Below are 17,710 nucleotides of genomic sequence, written 5' to 3' on the forward strand. Positions count from 1 at the left end.
CTGACATCGGCGACGGCGGAACACGTAGGGTGGCGGGACCGAGTGCCCCACCCGACCAGGAGCCTGCGCCGATGATTTCGCCGGACAACCCGTTCGCCGCACCCAGCGAGCTGCCCTACGCCCTGCCGCCCTTCGACCGGATCGCCGACGAGCACTACCGGCCCGCGTTCGAGGCCGGGCTGGCCGAGCACGCCGCGGAGATCGAGCAGATCGCGGCGCAGGACGCCGAGCCGACGTTCGACAACACCGTCGTCGCCCTCGAGCGCGCGGGCGAGCTGCTGAGCCGCGTGGCGAGCGTGTTCTACAACCTGTCCGGCTCCAACAGCACCGACGAGATCCAGGCCATCCAGGCGGAGTTCGCACCCAAGCTGGCGGCCCACCACGACGCGATCCACCTGAACCCGAAGCTGTTCGCCCGCATCGACGTCCTGCACGCGAAGCGGGACGAGCTCGGCCTGGACGGGGAGTCGCGGCGGCTGCTCGAGCGACGGCACCTGGACTTCAGCCGCGCCGGCGCCGGGCTCGGCGAGACCGAGCAGGCCCGGCTGCGGGAGCTGAACGCGCAGCTGTCCACGCTGCAGACGAAGTTCCAGCAGAACCTGCTGAAGGACACCAACGAGCTCGCCGTCGTCATCGGGGACCGGGCGGAGCTGGCCGGGTTCGGCGAGGGCGCGATCGCCACCGCGGCCGAGGCGGCGGCCGCCCGCGGCGAGGACGGCAAGTACGTCATCCCGCTGACCCTGCCGACGAGCCAGGCCTCGCCGCTGGAAACGCTGCGCGACCGCGACGTCCGCGAGCGGATCCACGCCGCGTCGATGGCGCGGGGCAACGGCGGCAACGACTTCGACAACAACGGCGTCGTCGCCGAGATCGTCCGCCTCCGCGCCGAGCGCGCCGCGTTGCTGGGCTACCCGAACCACGCGGCGTACGTCATCGCCGACGAGACAGCCAAGACGGCGGAAGCCGCGGCCGGGCTCCTCGAGCGGCTGGCGCCCGCCGCGGTCGCGAACGCCCGCGCCGAAGCCGCGGAGCTGCAGCAGCTGCTGGAAGCCGACGTGCCGGGCGCGAAGCTGCGGCCGTCGGACTGGCCCTTCTACGCCGCCCAGGTCCGCCGTGAGCGCTTCGACGTCGACACCGAGGCCCTGCGGCCGTACTTCGAGGCCGACCGCGTCTACCTCGACGGTGTCTTCTTCGCCGCGAGCAAGCTCTACGGCCTGACCATCACCGAGCGGCACGACCTCCCGAAGTACCACCCGGAGGTCCGGACCTTCGAGGTCTTCGACGCCGACGGCACCGCGCTCGGCCTGTACCTGCTCGACCTCTACGCCCGCGACGCCAAGCGCGGCGGCGCCTGGATGAACACCTTCGTCGACCAGTCGCAGCTGCTGGACCGCAAGACGGTCGTGGTGAACGTCCTCAACGTCGGCAAGCCGCCGGCGGGGGAGCCGACCCTGCTGACCTTCGACGAGGTCGTCACGGCGTTCCACGAGTTCGGCCACGCCCTGCACGCGCTGGTCTCGTCGGTCCGCTACCCGACGTTCTCCGGCACCAACGTCCCGCGCGACTTCGTCGAATACCCGTCCCAGGTCAACGAGATGTGGATGCTGTGGCCGGAGGTGCTGGCCAACTACGCCAAGCACCACGAGACGGGCGAAGCCCTGCCGCAGGAGCAGGTCGACAAGCTCCTCGCCGCCCAGCAGTACGGCGAAGGCTTCGCCACCACCGAGTACCTCGCGGCGTCGCTGCTCGACCAGGCCTGGCACGGCCTCGGCGTCGACGACCGGGTGGGGGAGGTGCAGCGGTTCGAGACCGACGCGCTCGTGAAGGCCGGCGTGGCCGTCGAGGCGATCCCGCCGCGCTACCGCACGACCTACTTCGCGCACATCTTCAGCGGCGGCTACAGCGCCGGGTACTACTCCTACATCTGGAGCGAAGTCCTCGACGCCGACACCGTCCAGTGGTTCCGCGAGAGCGGGGGACTGACCCGCGAGAACGGCGACCACTTCCGCCGCACCCTGCTGGGCCGGGGCGGCAGCATCGACCCGATGGACGCCTTCCGGGCGTTCCGCGGCCGCGACCCGGAGATCGAGCCACTGCTCGCCCGCCGCGGTCTCGGCGGAGTCTGACTCTTCAACTGTATAACGTCCTATACTGCGGGGCTGGTTTCAAAAAACCGGCCCCGCAGTACTTTTCCGACGTGCCAAAGAAAGCAACGACCGGGGAAGTTGCCTAGGCCACCAGGTCGAGCCAGGCTTGCGCGAGTGCGCCGTGGCCGGCCGGGGTCGGGTGCACGCCGTCCTCGGACCAGTGTTCGGCCCCGGCCGTCGCGCTGAGTTCGGCGAACATGCGGTCGGCGGCCAGCAGGGCGGCGCCGTACTCGTGGGCCAGTTCCCGCACGGCCCGGATCTTGGGGTCGAGGCCGGTCCGCCACGCCTGGCGGACGTCGTCGCCGATGATCACCTCTTCGGCTTCGCCCGCGCGGTGGATCCCGGCTTCGACGTCGCCGTGGACCGGGATGAGGAACGGTTCGATGAGGATCAGCTGCGTGCCGGTGGCGGCGAGGGGTGCGAGCAGGCGGTCGTAGCCCGCCGCGAACTCGTCCGCGGAGACCTCGGGTACGTCCGGGTGGAAGGTGTGGCGTCCGTTGTCGTTGACGCCGACGAGGATCGAGACCAGGTCGGGGCGGGTGGCGAGGACGTCGGTGCGCCAGCGGGCTTCGAGGTCGGGCACGGTGTTGCCGGCGTGGGCGGTGTTGCGCCAGGTGATGGGGCGGCCGGGGTGGTGGAAGCACCATTCGCCGGCGACCAGTGCGGGATAGGCGCAGCGGTCTTCGCCTTCGGGGCGCCAGAGGTCGGTGATGGAGTCGCCGGTGAAGAGCACGGTGCTGTGGGGCTTCAAGGTGATCGTCATGCGGTCGAGCGTGGCGGGGGTGGCTGGCGGGGAACGCACAGCGGGCTGGCATTCCCCGCCGCCCCGCTGTCAGGCGGTCGCGGTGCGCTCGTGGGTGACGATGTGGTCGACGAAGCCGTAGGTGAGGGCTTCGTCGGCGTCGAACCAGCGGTCGCGGTCGGCGTCGGCGGTGATGCGTTCGACGGTCTGGCCGGTCTGGGCGGCGGTGATCTGGGCGATGCGGTGTTTCATCTTGCCGAAGACGGCGGCCTGGATGGCGATGTCGGTGGCGGCGCCGCCGATGCCGGCGGAGGGCTGGTGCATGACGATGCGGGTGTTGGGCAGGAGGTAGCGCTTGCCGGGGGTGCCGGAGGAGAGCAGGAACTGGCCCATGGAGGCGACGAAGCCGAGGCCCCAGGTGGAGACGTCGGGTTTGACGAGCTGCATGGTGTCGTAGATGGCCATGCCGGCGGTGACGCTGCCGCCGGGTGAGTTGATGTAGAAGGTGATGTCCTTGGCGGGGTCGTCAGCGGCGAGGAGGAGCAGCTGGGCGATGATCCGGTTGGCGACTTCGTCGTTGACTTCGGAGCCGAGGAAGACGATGCGATCGCGCAGGAGCTGCTGGTAGACGGAGTCGTCGGGGGCTTGGTTGGGGGTGTGCATGTCGGGTAGGGCGAGAAGGGTCATGGGCCGACGTTAGGGCCGGGGCTGCTGGTGGCGGGGTGGGTTTCGCTGTGGGCGTGCGGTGTTCGCGGGACGCGAAAGGGCCGCCGTCCGGTGTGGACGGCGGCCCTGGGGGTGTGCGTGGGCTCAGATGAGGCCGAGCTTCTTCACGGTGTCGCGTTCTTCGACGAGTTCGGCGACGGAGGCGTCGATGCGGGCGCGGGAGAAGTCGTCGATCTCGAGGCCCTGGACGATTTCGTACTTGCCGTTCTCGGCGGTGACCGGGAAGGAGGAGATGATGCCTTCGGCGACGCCGTAGGAGCCGTCGGAGACGACGCCGGCGGAGGTCCAGTCGCCGGCCGGGGTGCCGTTGACCCAGGTGTAGACGTGGTCGATGGCGGCGGAGGCGGCGGAGGCGGCGGAGGAGAGGCCGCGGGCTTCGATGATGGCGGCGCCGCGCTTGGCGACGGTGGGGATGAAGTCGTTTTCGAGCCAGGCCTGGTCGACCTCGACGCTCTTGCCGCCGACCTCGGCGTGCTGGACCGAGGGGTACTGGGTGGCGGAGTGGTTGCCCCAGATGGCGAGCTTCTTGAGCTCGGTGACGGGGACGCCGAGCTTCTTGGAGAGCTGGGCGAGGGCGCGGTTGTGGTCGAGGCGGGTCATCGCGGTGAAGCGGTCGGCGGGTACGTCGGGGGCGTGCGACTGGGCGATGAGGGCGTTGGTGTTGGCGGGGTTGCCGACGACGAGGACCTTGATGTCGTCGGCGGCGCCGGCGTTGATGGCTTCGCCCTGGGGCTTGAAGATGCCGCCGTTGGCTTCGAGGAGGTCGCCGCGCTCCATGCCCTTGCTGCGGGGGCGGGCGCCGACGAGGAGGGCGATGTTGGTGCCTTCGAAGGCCTGCTTGGGGTCGTCGAAGATGTCGATGCCGGACAGGAGGGGGAACGCGCCGTCGTCGAGCTCCATGGCGGTGCCCTCGGCCGCCTTGACCGCCTGCGGGATCTCGAGGAGCCGCAGCTTCACCGGGACGTCCTGGCCGAGGAGCTGACCGGAGGCGATGCGGAAGAGCAGCGCGTAGCCGATCTGGCCGGCGGCGCCGGTGACGGTCACGTTGACAGGGGCTTGGGTCATTGCGGTTCTCCAGCTTGAGACGACTTTGGCTAGTGCGTGGAGCCTATCCCTCCTGGGCGTTGCGGGTCGGGTGCGTCCAGTCACTGTTGCGTGGATCGCTTTTCAGGGTCGGTGACGTTGGCCGTGAGGCGGTGGAGGAGGTCGGTGAGCTGGGTGATTTCGGTGTCGGTGAGGCCGCGGCGGAGGCGTTGGTCGTGGGCGATGGCGGCGGTGGCGAGGCGGTGGAAGAGCTGTTCGCCGTCGTCGGTGAGTTCGACGAGGTGGACGCGGCGGTTGTCGGGGTCGCGGCGGCGGGTGACGAGGCCGGTGGTTTCCATGGCGTTGAGGTGGTGGGTGAGGGTGGCGCCTTGGATGCCGACGGCGTCGGCGAGTTGGCGTTGGTTGGCGACGGGGTGGGTTTTGAGGGAGATGAGGATCTGCCAGACGGGTTGGGAGCCGCCGGCGGTGGCGAGGGCTTGGTCGAAGGCGCGGCTGGCGGTTTTGGCGGTGCGGGTGAGGACGACGCCGATGGGTGTGGTGGTGGGTTGGGGCACGGGTGGACCGTACCGCAGATGCATCGGACTCTAAGCGTTTGACATCAAACGATTAGATATCTAACGTTGTGCTCGTCAACCGGCAGCCGGAAGGGGAGCACGATGAGCACCGAAGAGCAGGTCCGCGAGTTAGGCCGGGTCTGGGCCGCGGCCGAGGAGCGGGGCGACACCGGAGTACTGGCCGGCCTGGTCGTCGACGGGTTCCGCCTCGTCGGCCCGCTGGGCTTCGTCCTGGACCGGGAGCAGTGGCTCGCGCGCTACGGCGGCGGGGACCTGGTGACCGAGAAGCTGACGTGGGACGAGGTCGAGGTCCGCGACTTCGGCGCGACCGCCCTCGCGATCGGCGTGCACGAGCAGGTCGCCCGGCATCGCGGGAACCCGGTGAACGGCCGGTTCCGCGCCACGCACGTCCTGGTCCGCGACGACGACCGCTGGCGCCTGGCCGGCATGCACCTGAGCCCGATCGGCGGGCCGCCGCCGTTCGCCCCGGCCGGGGAGCGGTGATGGGCGTCGAACTGAACCACACGATCGTGTGCGCCACGGACCGGGAGAAGTCGGCGGGGTTCCTGGCCGGCGTCCTCGGCCTCGAGGTGGGCCCGGTGACCGGGCCGTTCGTGCCGATCCGGCTCGCGAACGGCGTCACGCTCGACTACCTGCGCGTGGACCGGGTGACCAGCCAGCACTACGCGTTCCTGGTGAGCGAGGACGACTTCGCCGCCGCGCTGGCGCGGATCGAGCGGGCCGGGATCACCTACTGGGCGGACCCGTTCCACGAACGGGCCGGCGAAGTCAACGGCCTCAACGGCGGCCGCGGGGTCTACTTCGAAGACCCGGACGGCCACAACCTGGAACTGCTGACGAGGGGGTAGCCGTGCGGTTGAGCATCGGGGTCACGGACTTCTCGTGGCCGGAGGACCTGACCGGCGAGCTCGCGGCCGTCGCGGTGGCGGCCGAGGACGCCGGGCTGGACACGCTGTGGGTGGCCGACCACCTGCTGCAAGCCGACCCGAACAGCACGCCGGACTCGGCGATGCTGGAGGCGTACACGACGCTGGGGTTCCTCGCCGCCCGGACGCACCGGATCGGGCTGGGGACGATGGTCTCGGCGGTGACGTTCCGGCCGCCGGCGCTGCTGATCAAGGCGGTCACGACACTGGACGTCCTCTCCGGCGGCCGCGCCCGGTTCGGGGTCGGCACCGGGCACCACGACGGCGAGGCGCGGGCGATGGGCCTGCCGTTCCCGCCGGTGGCCGAGCGGTTCGAGCGGCTGGAGGAGACGCTGCGGCTGGCGCTGCGGATGTGGGCCGGGGACGAGTCGCCGTTCGAGGGCACCCACCACCGCCTCGACCGTCCGGTCGGGAACCCCCGGCCGGTGCGGCGGCCGCGGGTGCTGATCGGCGGCGCCGGGGAACGCAAGACGCTGCGGCTGGTCGCGCGCTACGCCGACGCGTGCAACGTCTTCGACGTCCCCGACGGCGGCCGGACCGTGCGGCACAAGCTGGCCGTCCTCGCCCGCCACTGCGAGGAGGCCGGGCGGCCGTACGGGGAGATCGAGAAGACGATCAGCACCCGGCTCGCGCCCGGTGAGTCCGCGGCGTCGTTCGCGGGGCGGTGCGTGGAGTTCCCGGAGTGGGGGATCGGGCACGCGGTGGTGATCACGGCGGGCCCGTGGTCGCCGGCGGCGGTCGGAACGCTGGGGGAGGCCGGGGTGCTGCTGGCGCGGTGAAACGATCAAGCCCGGACGTCGCGCGGTGATCGGGTGCGGCGGGCGGCGGTCCGGGGGTGCGAAATCGTTTTCCGATAGTATTCCTTCGTTTCGTTGAGAATGCGGGTCCGAAATTATCGGTATACCGCGTGGCGGGACGACTGCGGAGTGTTGCTCCGTTCAGGGGCGTTTGCGACCATGATCCTTTCGCTACCATGGTCGGCGCCCCCGTACCCAATTCGAATGTATTGGGAAGGATTCCGATGCTGTCTGCGGTCGTTGCTGCCGTAATGGCGCTGTCCTCAGTGGTCGCCCCGCATTCGTGGAACACTCCTCCGCCGCCCGACAAAATCGTCATCGACGTGGTGAACGCCATCGGCACGGGCTGCCCGACCGGCACGTCGGCGGTGGCGGTCTCGCAGGACAACACGGCGTTCACCGTGACGTACAGCGCCTACACGGCGTTGGTCGGGATCGGTGCCGGCCCGCTGGACGCGAGGAAGAACTGCCAGATCGGCCTGCGGGTGCACGTCCCGCAGGGTTTCACCTACGGAATCGCGCAGGCGGACTACCGCGGATTCGCCCACCTGGAACGGGGAGCGACCGGGCTGGAAAGAGCGAACTACTATTTCCAGGGAAATTCGCCGACGGCGTACGTGCAGCACCCGCTGGCGGGTCCGTTCGAAGACGACTGGCATTTCACCGATTCGACGGAGGTCGGTGCGATCGTGTTCAAGCCGTGCGGCGAGGAACGCAATCTGAACATCAACACGGAATTGCGCGCGGCGGCCGGGACGTCGGATCCGAAGAAGACGACGAGCTACGTCACGATGGACTCGACCGACGGCAGCATCACCACGGTGTACCACTTCGCGTGGCTGGTCTGCCCCTGATCGGCTCCGGCTCCGGGTGAGGCGGAGAAGGTGAAGAGGGGCGGCGCGGCCAGGCAACCGCGCCGCCCCGGACCCGCTACTTCGCCGGGGCGCGTGGGTCGGTGGCCTGCAGGCCGAAGACGAGGCCGAGGGAGACCAGCGCCTCGTCGAGGTGGCTGAGGCTGGAGAGGACGGCGCGGGTTTCGGCCTGCTGGATCCGGTCGGAGACCGGGGTGCCGTCGTCGCGCACGAGCGTGCCGGGTGTGGGGCCACCCGGCGCGTCGAGCGCTTTGCGCAGGACGTCGATGTTGGCCAGCAGCCGCCCGGTGAACTGGCGGAGCCGGTCGGTGTCGGCGCCGGCGAGCATCCCGGGCTGGGCGCGGGCGGCGACGTGGCGGGCCCGGAAGGCGATGGTCTCCAGGGTGGTCAGCACGTGCCAGCCGTAGTCGCGGCGGGCGCTGCGCAGGTTGACCGGGTGGGTCAGCGGCTCGATGGTGGTCCGGACCACCTCGACCGAGCGGTCGAGGTCGCGGGAGAGCTCGATGATGTTGACGTTCTCCTCCCCGGCGAGGAGCTCGCGGGCGTGTTCGAGGAACTCCTCGAGCTCGTCGAGCACCTCGGCGATGTCGTCGAGCATGACCGCGCGGGTGCGGACCGGGACGATGACGACGGCGGCGAGGATCCCCGCGGCGGCACCGACGGCGGTTTCGGCGACGCGGATCCAGAGCACGGCGAGGCTGAACGTGCCCAGCAGGCTGTAGAGCAGGCCGAGCATGCTGGTGATGAAGAACGCCATCACCACCTGCGAGACGCGCGCGGTGTAGACCATGCCGAACACGCAGACCAGGATCAGCGCGAGGGTCGCCGGGGTGTTCCCGCCGACGAGCAGCGCGAGCAGGACGCCGCCGACGATGCCGATCAGGGTGCCGCCGAGGCGGCGGACGCCCTTGACGAAGGTGGCGCCGGCGCTGGAGGCGCCGATGAACACGACGAAGACGGTCAGCACGGCCCAGTACCAGCGCTGGTGGGAGACCAGTTCCCCGCCGAGCACGGCGAGCCCGCCGCCGACGACGGCCTGGATGGCGCTGCGGGTCCGGTTGTCGTAGGCGAACCGGGGTTCCGGCTCCTCCGCTTCGGCCTCGAGCGGGTCCACCGTGGCCTCGGGGACGGCGGCGCGCTGGGCCCGGTCGTCGGCCAGCGCCAGTTCGGCCAGTGCCTTGCGGACGCCGTCGCCCGGGGCGGCGTGTTCGTCGATGCGGCTGCCTTCGACGAGCATCCGGCTGTACTCGCCGGTCTGGCTGATCAGCGGGAGCTCGCGCGGGTCGCGTTCCATGAGGGCGCGGAAGCGGGCGAGCCGGGCGATGAGGTCGTCGCGGACGTCGGTGCCGAGTTCGTCGGAGCAGGTGCGCTGGACGGTGCTGGCCAGCCACTGCACGGCCAGTTCCACTTCGATGGCGCGGCGGCGGAGGCGGTCGGCGGCGCGGGCGTCGACGACGTCGGGGGCGGCGTCCTCGATGAGCAGGACGCACTCGTGGAGCCGGGCCAGCGACGTCCGCAGCTGCTTGCGGGTCCGGTCGCTGCCGCCGACGGCCAGGTGCGCTTCGGTGGCGCGGACGACCGCGGCGAGCCGGGCGCGGAAGGCCCGGCGGACCCGCAGGAACTCGGCTTCGGCGTTGTGCCGCAGCAGGACGAACCGGACGACGGCGTTGGCGAGCACCCCCACGGCCAGCGCCAGCAGCAGCTGCGGCACCTGCTTGAGGTGGGCTTGCAGGAACATCGGGAAGAAGAACAGGAAGAACGCGATCGACCCGAGCGCGGTGCCGCGCGGGCCGAAGCGCTGGGCGTAGACGGCGACGAAGATCAGCAGGACGAACACGATGCTGTCCAGCGGCGGCAGCGCCGAGCCGAGGCTGGCGGTGGTGATCGACGCGGCGCCGGTGAGGAACGCCAGCGCGAGCGTCACGCCCTGGGCGCCCGGGGTCGCGTCGTTGACGGTGAACGCCGTCATCATCGCGGCGATGGCGCCGACGAGCATCACGGTGAGCGGCAGGTGCGCGGGCAGCAGCGCGCCCACGGCGAGCACGATGCCGAGCACCGCGGACCCGGCCAGCCGCAGCCGGACCAGGCCGGGGTCGGCCGCCGCGAGCCGGTCGAGGGCGGCGAGGCGGAACCGGTTCATCGGGCGAGCAGCTCCCATTGGGCGAGGGTGGTGCGGCGGCCGCGGGTGGCGGTGATCCGCAGCCGGTAGCGGGCGTGCGCGGCCGGGGCGGCGAGGGCGAAGGGCCGGGTCTGGCGCCGCCAGCGGAACAGCTCGCCTTCGCGCTCGTCGAGGGTGGTCCAGTCGGTCCCGTCGGCGGAGCCTTCCAGCACCCACGCGCTGGGGTCGCCGGAGCGGGTGCCGGAGGTGAGCGTGTACATCGTGACCGGGCGGGGCTCGCCGGTGACGGCGAACTCGATCGACGGCGTGGCGCTGCGGAAGGTGACCTGGGTGCGGGTGGTGTCGTCGACCAGCGCGCCGACGTTCTTGGCTTCGGCGCTGGTCACGGTGCCGGTGAGGTCGGTGACCGGGTCCGGTGGCTCGGCGGGGGGCGGCGGGGTGCCCCAGCCGGTGGGTTCGGTGGTGAGGTCGAAGACCAGTTCGGCGCCGCCGGCGAGGGTGGCGTGCGCGATCGAGGTGTCCTCGTGCGGCTCGCCGTTCACCGTGAGCCCGCGGACGTAGACGGTCTCGTCGGTGTTGCCCGGCGCGTGGACGACCAGCTTCCTGCCCTCGCCCAGGTGGACGGTCGCCTTCTCGAACGACGGCGACCCGATCGCGTAGCGCGGGCTGCCGACGGCGAGCGGGTAGAAGCCGAGCGCGCTGAACAGGTACCACGCGGACATCTCGCCGTTGTCCTCGTCGCCGGGGTAGCCCTGGCCGATTTCGCTGCCGAGGTAGAGCCGCCGCAGCACCTCCCGCACGACGCGCTGGGTCTTCGCGGGCGCGCCGGCGAGGTTGTAGACGTAGGGGATGTGGTGGGAGGGCTGGTTGGAGTGCCCGTACTGGCCCATGCGGACGTCGCGGGCCTCGGTCATCTCGTGGATCAGGCCGCCGTACGCGCCGGGCCGCCGTCCGGTCTCCGGGGTGGCGAAGAACTCGTCCAGCTTGGCCTCGAGCCCGGCGTTGCCGCCGTGGAGGGCGGCCAGGCCGGGGCCGTCGTGGGGTGCGGTGAAGGCGGTGTTCCAGGCGTTGGTCTCGACGAAGTCGCCGCCCCACGCCGCCGGGTCGTAGCCGGCGGGCCCGAACTTGCGGCGCCCGTCGCGGTGGCGGCCCTGGAAGAACCCGATCTCCGGGTCGAAGTGGTGGACGTAGTGCTTCGCGCGCTCGCGGAAGTAGGCCGCGTAGTCGGCGTAACGGCGGGCCCGCTCGCCTTCGCTTTCCCGCGCGAGGGCGTCGGCGAGGTTGGCGAGGCCGAAGTCGTTGATGCAGCCTTCCAGCGCCCACGACAGTCCTTCGTGGACCGACACCGGCGTCCAGCCCAGGAAGATCGACTCCTCGAGGCCCTTCCGCCCGACCGCGCGGTGCGGCGGGGTGACGGTGGCGTTCTTCAACCCGGCGTCGAAGGCGGCCTCGACGTCGAAGTCGCGCACGCCCTTGAGGTAGGCGTCGGCGAACGCGACGTCGGAGCTGGTCCCGGTCATCAGGTCGGCGTAGCCGGGTGAGGACCAGCGGGAGATCCAGCCGCCCTCGCGGTACTGCTGGACGAAGCCGTCGATCATCCGGCAGCACTGCTCCGGGGTGAACAGCGCGTACGCCGGCCAGGTCGTGCGGTAGGTGTCCCAGAAGCCGTTGTTGACGTACAGCTCGCCGTCGACGACCTTCGCGCCGGTGCGCCGCCGGGTGCTCGGCCACCTCCGCCGCACGACGGGGCTCGCGTGCCGGATCCCCTTCGGCGTGTTCTCGTGCGCGGCGTTCGGGTACAGGAACAGCCGGTACAGGTTCGAGTAGAGCGTGGTGGCCTGGTCGTCGGTCGCGCCTTCGACCTCGACGCGGCCGAGCTGCTCCTGCCACAGCTGCCTGGCCCGCGCCCGCACCTCCTCGAACGTCGTCCCGGCCGGGATCTCCAGTTCGAGGTTGCGCTTGGCCTGGGCGAGGCTGATCAGCGACGTCGCGATCCGCAGCGTCGCGTCGGGCCCGTCGAACTCGAAGTACCCCGACACGCGCCGCCACGGCGGGCGGCGGACCTTCGCGCCCCGCGTGGCCGGGGCGTCGGTGACGCCGTAGACGAACATCCGGCGCGCCCCGGCCGAGAGCCGGCTGCGGACCCGGGTGTACCCGCTGATCACGCCGGTGTCGGCGTTGAGCCGCAGGCGGCCGCGGTTGCGGACGTTGTCGAACAGCAGCCAGCCGTGCTTGTCCGGGAAGGTGAACCGCAGGATCGCCGCGTGCGACGTCGGGGCGAGGTCTGCGGTCATCCCGTTGGCGAACCGGACGCCGTAGTGGTGCGGTGAGTCGGTCTCGTCGGCGTGGGAGAAGGCCAGCGCGCGCTTGCGGCGCTTCGGCTCGACCGGGCCCGTGCCGGGCATGACGTGGAAGGTGTGCCGGTCGCCCATCCACGGGCTCGGCTGGTGGCTCAGCGCGAGGGCCTGCAGCGCCGGCTGGTTCTCGGCGTTGTTGTGGCGGTGGTAGGAGTAGAGCCAGTTGGTGACCCCGGCGTCGGTGACCGGGGTCCAGAAGTTGAAGCCGTGCGGCACCGCGGTGGCCGGGAAGTTGTTGCCCCGGGAGAAGTCGCCGCTGGAGTGCGTGCCCCGCGTGGTGCGGGCGAAGTCGACCGGATCCCGCGGCGGCCCGGGACGTTCGGCGACGCGGACGTCGTCGATCCACCCCGTGCTGTCGTCCGGTGCGTCGGTGCGCAGGACGATCCTTCGGATCCGGCGTCCGGCGAACGCGCCCAGCGGGCGGCGGACCGGGTTCCACTGGTCCACCCAGAGCGTCTTGTCGTCGACCGGCTCGAACCCGGCGCTCGTGCCGTCGGCGAATTCGACGTCGAGGCTGACCCGGGTGGCGTGGTAGGCGGGGACGTCCCCGTCGGCGGCCGGGAACACCACATAGGACAGCTCGGTGCGCCCGGTGACGGGGACGTCGAGCTCGAACAGCACCGCGCGCGCCGGTGAGCCGTAGCGGAGGGCGCGTGCCCCGGTGAAGCCGACGCCGGTCTTGGCCGTGGGGGAGCGGTCCGGCCCGGTGTCCACGACGAGGCCGGGATCCGCGGGCTGCGGATCACCCGTTTCGAAGGAGGAGAAGAACACGGCGTCGGACATGGGGACACCGTATCCGCCGAACGGCGCAGCCGCGGTCCCGACGCGGCCGGCCCCCGAACGCGGTGAAGGCCACCTTCAGGAACGAAGAGTTCCTGAAGGTGGCCTTCACCGCACTTACCGGGCTAGATCTTCGCGCACTGACCCGCGGCCGGGCCGCGGACCATGTTCGGCAGGTCGTGGTCGGTCGGGACCGGCGAGTTCGCCGCGCACGCCAGCGGGCCGCCCACCGTGCTCGACGTCAGGACGGGGCCGTGGTTGGCGGTCAGCGCGACCGGGCCGGAGATGTCGGTCAGCTCGATCGACACCGTCCCCGTCGCCCCGGTGATCGCCACCGGGCCACCCACCTTCGTGCGGTTCAGCACGACCTGCGCGGCGCCGGTCGCCGCGAGCGGGCCCTTGATCTGGCCGCCGCGGACGATCAGCGACGCGCCGCCGCCCACCGTGACCGGGCCGGAGATCGTCGCGTCCTGCAGGCACACCGTGCCCGAGGTGACCGACAGCGGCCCGTTCGAAGCACCCGTCACCGTGCGGGTGCACGCCGCGTCCGGCTTGCCCAGCAGCTCGAACTCGGCCAGCTGCGCCGGGGCGCCGGTGCTGGTCGCGGTCACTTCGAGCTTGTAGTACGCGTAGTGCGCCGGGTTGGCGACCTTGAACGCGCGGGTCTGCTGCCGCCAGCTGAACGACTGGTTCGCCTGCTGGTCGGCCACCGCCCACGTCTTGCCGTCGTAGGAGCCCTTCAGTGTCCAGCTCTTCGGGTCGCCCGCACCGGTCTGGGACGTCAGCGTGTAGTTCGTGACAGCCTCGTCGGTGCTGTCGAGCTGGTACTGCACGGCCCCGGTGACGGCGGCCTGGGTGCGTGACGTGTTGTCCACCAGCGCCTTGGCGTCGGAGCCGTCCGAAGTGGACAGCGTGCCCCGGCCAGGACCGGTCTCGTCGTGCAGCGGTGCCGGGACGGCGTCACCCTGGGTGATCGACTTCGGCGCGTCGTTCGGGCCGGTGCCCCACTTCGACGGGTTCGGGCCCATGTCGAAGTCGATGACCCCGCCGCGCGCGATGACGTCCTGCGACAGCGACGTCGAGGAGTACGCCTTGCCGTTGACCTTCACGCCCTGGACGTAGACGTTCTTCGCGCTGTTCTTCGGCGCGTTGATCACCAGGTCCTTGCCGCCGGCCAGGTGGATCGTCGCCTTCTTGAACAGCGGCGACCCGATCGCGTAGTTCGGGCTGCCCATCTGCAGCGGGTAGAAGCCCAGCGCGCTGAACGTCCACCACGCCGACTGCTCGCCGTTGTCCTCGTCACCCGCGTAGCCCTGGCCGATCTCGCTGCCGGTGTAGAGCCGCGAGAGCGCCTCGCGGACCTTCTCCTGCGTCTTCGACGGCTGGCCCGCGTAGTCGTACATGTAGAGCGTGTGGTGCGAGGCCTGGTTCGAGTGACCCAGCTGCCCCATCCGGACGTCGCGGGCCTCCCGCATCTCGTGGATCACGCCACCGTAGGAGCCGGGGAAGTTCGCGGTCTCCTGGTCGGCGAAGAACGCGTCCAGCTTCTTCGCCAGCCCCGCCTTGCCGCCGTAGAGGTTCGCCAGGCCCTGACCGTCCTGCGGCACGGAGAACGCCATGCCCCAGCCGTCGGTCTCGGTGTAGTCGATGCCCCACACCCGCGGGTCGTAGTCCTGCGGCGAGCGGCTGAACTTGCCCGCCGCGTCCCGGCCCTGGAAGAACCCGACGCTCGGGTCGAACAGGTTCACGTACTGCTGCGCGCGGCTGGTGAAGTACTCGTAGTTCGACAGGTACTCCTGCTTGCGCGGGTCGCTCGCCGGGGCCTCGTCGTAGAGCTTCTTCGACAGGTTCGCGATGCCGAAGTCGTTGACGTACCCCTCGATCGACCACGAGAACCCGTGGTCGGCGGTGTTGGGCGCGTAGCCGAGGAACATGCCCTCGTCGACACCCTTGCGGCCGACCGCGTTGTTCGGCGGCGTGACCGTCGCGTCCTTCAGCGCCGCGTCGTAGAACGACTTGACGTCGAAGTTCTTCACGCCCTTGAGGTAGGCGTCGGCGAAGGCGACGTCGGCGCTGGTGCCGGTCATCAGGTCGGCGTAGCCCGGGGACGACCAGCGCGAGATCCAGCCGCCGTCGCGGTACTGCTGCACGAACCCGTCGACCATCTTCCCGGCCATGTCCGGGGTGAGCAGCGAGTACGCCGGCCACGTCGTGCGGTAGGTGTCCCAGAACCCGTTGTTGACGTAGGTCTGGCCGTCGACGATCTTCGACCCGGTCTGCGTCGGGGTGTCGGCCCCGGCCTTCGGCGAGACGAAGCTCGCGTACTTGTAGGCCGGCTTCTCGGTCGTGCCGGTGTTCTCGAACGCCGAGTTCGGGTACAGGAACAGCCGGTACAGGTTCGAGTAGAGCGTCGTGATCTGGTCCTTCGACGCGCCCTCGACCTCGATCACCTTCAGCTGGTCGTCCCACGTGCGCTGCGCGGCGTCGCGGACGGAGTCGAAGGTCGCGGTCGGGGCGATCTCCTGGGCCAGGTTCTTCTTGGCCTGTTCGACGCTGAGCAGCGACGTCGCGATCCGCATGGTCACGGTCTTGTCGGCGCCGGCGGCGAACCGCAGGTAGCCGGTGACGTTGTCGCGGCCCTGCCCGGTGAGCTTGCCGCCCGTGGTGACCGGCTTGTCGAAGGTGGCGTAGACGAACATCCGCCCCGCACCGGCCGACAGGCCGCTCTTGGCGTCGGTGAAGCCGGACAGCGTGCCCGTCGCCGGGTCGAGCGTCAGCCCGCCGGAGTTGTTCACGTTGTCGAAGATCAGGCTCGAGTCGGCGCCCGGGAAGCCGAACCGCATGACCGCCGCGTGGTCGGTCGGGGCGATCTCGGTCTTGATCCCGTTCTGGAACTGCACCCCGTAGTAGTGCGCCCGCGCGGTCTCGTCGCTGTGCTTGAACGCCAGCGCGCGCTTGTCGCGGTTGGCGTCGGGCACCCCGGCGGCCGCGGACGGCATCACCTGGAAGCTCTGCCGGTCACCCATCCAGGGGCTCGGCTCGTGGCTCACGCTGAACGCCTGCAGCGCCGGCAGGTTGTCCGCGTTGTTCTGGGTGCTGTAGTTGTACAGCCAGCTGTCGGACCCGGCGTCGGTCACCGGCGTCCAGAAGTTGAAGCCGTGCGGCACCGCGGTCGCCGGGAAGTTGTTGCCCCGGGAGAACGTGCTGTTGGCCATCGTGCCGCGCGTGGTGAGCACGTTGTCGCTCGGGCGGGTGCTGGCCGGCGGGGTCGGCGTCGCCGAGATCTTGACGTCGTCGAGCCAGCCCTGCAGCGAACCGGGGCCGTCGGGGTTGTCGTAGCCGACCAGGATCCGGTCGATCGTCTTGCCCTTGGCGACCGTGCCGATCGCCGAGCGCACCAGGTTCCACTGGTTGGTGTAGAGGACCTTGCTCTTGCCCTGGCCCTCCGGTGTCAGCGGGAAGCCGTACTGGTCGGTCGCGCCGAGGTCGCGCAGCCGGGTGCCGTCGGTGAAGACCAGGTCGATCGCCACGTTCGTGCTCTGGTACTTCAGGTCACCGGTGATGAACTGCGGCTGCACCTTGTAGGACAGCTCGGTCGAGGCGACGACCGGGACGTCGACGTCGAAGACCTTGTTGTAGGACCAGCCGTGGCCTTCCGCGGTCTGGCTGCCGGAGTAGCGGAACGCCTTGAGCCCGGTGTAGCCGACGCGGTTCTTGTTCGTGTACCCGCTGGTCGGGCCGGAGTCGGTGAAGCTGCGCATGTTCGGCAGCGGCGGCGGCGCCGGCTCGTCGTTGGCCAGCAGCAGCTCCGAGAGCTGCAGGATGGGCCCGCCGTTGTTGCGGGTGACGTTCAGCCGGAAGAACTTGAACGCGGCGCTCGGGGCGGCCAGCGTGTAGTCCTTCTGCTGGAAGCGGGCGGTGAACGCCTGGTCGGCCTGCTTGTCGAGGTCGGTCCAGGTGAGGGCGTCGTTCGAGCCCTGCAGCGTCCAGTCCTTGGGGTCGCGGTTGTCGAAGTCGTTGGCCGAGGACAGCGCGTAGTGCGTGATCGACGTCGGCTCCGACAGCGACAGCTGCGCCCACGCGGTCGGGTCCCAGGACAGCCACTTCGTATCGGTGGTCCCGTCGAAGAGGTTCGACACGACCTCGCCGCCGCTGGTGTTCTCGCTGCTGGCGCTGCTTTCGGTGACCTTGCCGCGGATGTCGCCGGGGATGGCGGTGCCGTTCGCGCCGTTGATCCCGGACGCGCGCGGCTTGCCTGCGGCGTCGGTGTCCACGGTGTCGGTCCAGGTCGGCTGGACGTCACCGGCTTCGAACGAGGACGAGAAATCGGCGGGCAGAGCTTCGTCGGCGGCGGCCGGGACCGCGGGGACGGCGACCAGGCCGGCGGCGACCACGGCGGCGGTCACCAGGAAAGCGACCGGTGGTCTGGCGCTTCGGGGCATCATTGCTCCCAGTGCTGGAGGGCGGGTTCATCAAGCGCCGCGCAGGCGGGGACCGGCGGCGCCCAGGAAGACAAACGCGCGGGTGACATCGATGTCAAGGCTGCCGGTCAAACCTGGCCAGAAGTGGACAACTCGACGGCACCGGCCCCGTCGACGGGCACTCGACCGGGCCACCGGACTCCC

Annotated in this window: 12 protein-coding genes; 5 read left to right on the plus strand and 7 right to left on the minus strand. The window is 70.6% G+C overall.

Translation table 11 applies throughout. The features are described 5' to 3' along the window. Window positions 1-71: 71 nt before the first annotated feature. Window positions 72-2,126, plus strand: coding sequence for a M3 family metallopeptidase (locus tag AB0B33_RS41980; RefSeq protein WP_360782417.1), 2,055 nt, complete (start codon window positions 72-74; stop codon window positions 2,124-2,126). Window positions 2,127-2,229: 103 nt separating this feature from the next. Here the strand turns inward: AB0B33_RS41980 and AB0B33_RS41985 are convergent, their stop codons facing one another. The 4 genes from AB0B33_RS41985 to AB0B33_RS42000 all read right to left on the minus strand — a co-directional run bounded on the left by AB0B33_RS41985 (window position 2,230) and on the right by AB0B33_RS42000 (window position 5,213). Then, window positions 2,230-2,910, minus strand: a complete 681-nt coding sequence (locus AB0B33_RS41985) for an SGNH/GDSL hydrolase family protein (RefSeq protein WP_360782419.1) — start codon at window positions 2,908-2,910, stop codon at window positions 2,230-2,232. Between the two features lie 69 nt (window positions 2,911-2,979). After that, window positions 2,980-3,576 (minus strand): ATP-dependent Clp protease proteolytic subunit, encoded by a 597-nt coding sequence (locus tag AB0B33_RS41990; protein ID WP_360782420.1) that lies wholly within the window; start codon window positions 3,574-3,576, stop codon window positions 2,980-2,982. Between the two features lie 123 nt (window positions 3,577-3,699). Then, window positions 3,700-4,680, minus strand: a complete 981-nt coding sequence (locus AB0B33_RS41995; RefSeq protein ID WP_360782422.1) for a malate dehydrogenase — start codon at window positions 4,678-4,680, stop codon at window positions 3,700-3,702. Between the two features lie 80 nt (window positions 4,681-4,760). Continuing rightward, window positions 4,761-5,213: a MarR family winged helix-turn-helix transcriptional regulator gene (locus tag AB0B33_RS42000; protein ID WP_360782424.1), complete on the minus strand. Its 453-nt coding sequence runs from the start codon at window positions 5,211-5,213 to the stop codon at window positions 4,761-4,763. Window positions 5,214-5,315: 102 nt separating this feature from the next. Here AB0B33_RS42000 and AB0B33_RS42005 point away from each other — a divergent pair, with 102 nt between their 5' ends. From AB0B33_RS42005 to AB0B33_RS42020, 4 genes are all read left to right on the plus strand, one after another. Beyond that, the gene (locus AB0B33_RS42005) at window positions 5,316-5,717 is read left to right on the plus strand and encodes a nuclear transport factor 2 family protein (protein ID WP_360782426.1); all 402 of its coding nucleotides are present in this window, start codon (window positions 5,316-5,318) and stop codon (window positions 5,715-5,717) included. Continuing rightward, the gene (locus tag AB0B33_RS42010) at window positions 5,717-6,082 is read left to right on the plus strand and encodes a VOC family protein (protein ID WP_360782428.1); all 366 of its coding nucleotides are present in this window, start codon (window positions 5,717-5,719) and stop codon (window positions 6,080-6,082) included. The genes AB0B33_RS42005 and AB0B33_RS42010 overlap by 1 nt, the downstream gene beginning before the upstream one ends. Window positions 6,083-6,084: 2 nt before the next feature. Then, window positions 6,085-6,939: a TIGR03560 family F420-dependent LLM class oxidoreductase gene (locus tag AB0B33_RS42015; RefSeq protein WP_360782429.1), complete on the plus strand. Its 855-nt coding sequence runs from the start codon at window positions 6,085-6,087 to the stop codon at window positions 6,937-6,939. Between the two features lie 242 nt (window positions 6,940-7,181). Further along, a complete protein-coding gene (locus AB0B33_RS42020) occupies window positions 7,182-7,811 on the plus strand; it encodes a DUF4360 domain-containing protein (protein WP_360782431.1) in 630 nt (209 codons plus the stop codon). Window positions 7,812-7,887: 76 nt separating this feature from the next. Here AB0B33_RS42020 and AB0B33_RS42025 read toward each other — a convergent pair whose 3' ends face one another. From AB0B33_RS42025 to AB0B33_RS42035, 3 genes are all read right to left on the minus strand, one after another. Next, window positions 7,888-9,969 carry an FUSC family protein gene (locus tag AB0B33_RS42025; RefSeq protein ID WP_360782434.1) on the minus strand — a complete coding sequence of 694 codons (2,082 nt, stop codon included), beginning with the start codon at window positions 9,967-9,969 and terminating at the stop codon, window positions 7,888-7,890. Further along, complete coding sequence (locus AB0B33_RS42030; RefSeq protein ID WP_360782436.1) at window positions 9,966-13,088, minus strand: GH92 family glycosyl hydrolase; 3,123 nt, start codon at window positions 13,086-13,088, stop codon at window positions 9,966-9,968. The genes AB0B33_RS42025 and AB0B33_RS42030 overlap by 4 nt, the downstream gene beginning before the upstream one ends. 122 nt (window positions 13,089-13,210) lie before the next feature. Then, window positions 13,211-17,527, minus strand: a complete 4,317-nt coding sequence (locus tag AB0B33_RS42035; protein ID WP_360782557.1) for a GH92 family glycosyl hydrolase — start codon at window positions 17,525-17,527, stop codon at window positions 13,211-13,213. Window positions 17,528-17,710 lie beyond the last annotated feature (183 nt).

This window comes from Amycolatopsis sp. NPDC049159, from assembly GCF_040648295.1.
In the GTDB taxonomy this organism is placed as follows: domain Bacteria; phylum Actinomycetota; class Actinomycetes; order Mycobacteriales; family Pseudonocardiaceae; genus Amycolatopsis; species Amycolatopsis pretoriensis_A.

Bases quoted from the DNA above. Each gene is read 5' to 3' on its own strand.
- AB0B33_RS42030 (WP_360782436.1), bottom strand. From the start codon at position 13,088: ATGTCCGACGCCGTGTTCTTCTCCTCCTTCGAAACGGGTGATCCGCAG.
- AB0B33_RS42035 (WP_360782557.1), bottom strand. From the start codon at position 17,527: ATGCCCCGAAGCGCCAGACCACCGGTCGCTTTCCTGGTGACCGCCGCC.
- AB0B33_RS42025 (WP_360782434.1), bottom strand. From the start codon at position 9,969: ATGAACCGGTTCCGCCTCGCCGCCCTCGACCGGCTCGCGGCGGCCGAC.
- AB0B33_RS42020 (WP_360782431.1), top strand. From the start codon at position 7,182: ATGCTGTCTGCGGTCGTTGCTGCCGTAATGGCGCTGTCCTCAGTGGTC.
- AB0B33_RS41980 (WP_360782417.1), top strand. From the start codon at position 72: ATGATTTCGCCGGACAACCCGTTCGCCGCACCCAGCGAGCTGCCCTAC.
- AB0B33_RS42010 (WP_360782428.1), top strand. From the start codon at position 5,717: ATGGGCGTCGAACTGAACCACACGATCGTGTGCGCCACGGACCGGGAG.
- AB0B33_RS42005 (WP_360782426.1), top strand. From the start codon at position 5,316: ATGAGCACCGAAGAGCAGGTCCGCGAGTTAGGCCGGGTCTGGGCCGCG.
- AB0B33_RS41990 (WP_360782420.1), bottom strand. From the start codon at position 3,576: ATGACCCTTCTCGCCCTACCCGACATGCACACCCCCAACCAAGCCCCC.
- AB0B33_RS41985 (WP_360782419.1), bottom strand. From the start codon at position 2,910: ATGACGATCACCTTGAAGCCCCACAGCACCGTGCTCTTCACCGGCGAC.
- AB0B33_RS41995 (WP_360782422.1), bottom strand. From the start codon at position 4,680: ATGACCCAAGCCCCTGTCAACGTGACCGTCACCGGCGCCGCCGGCCAG.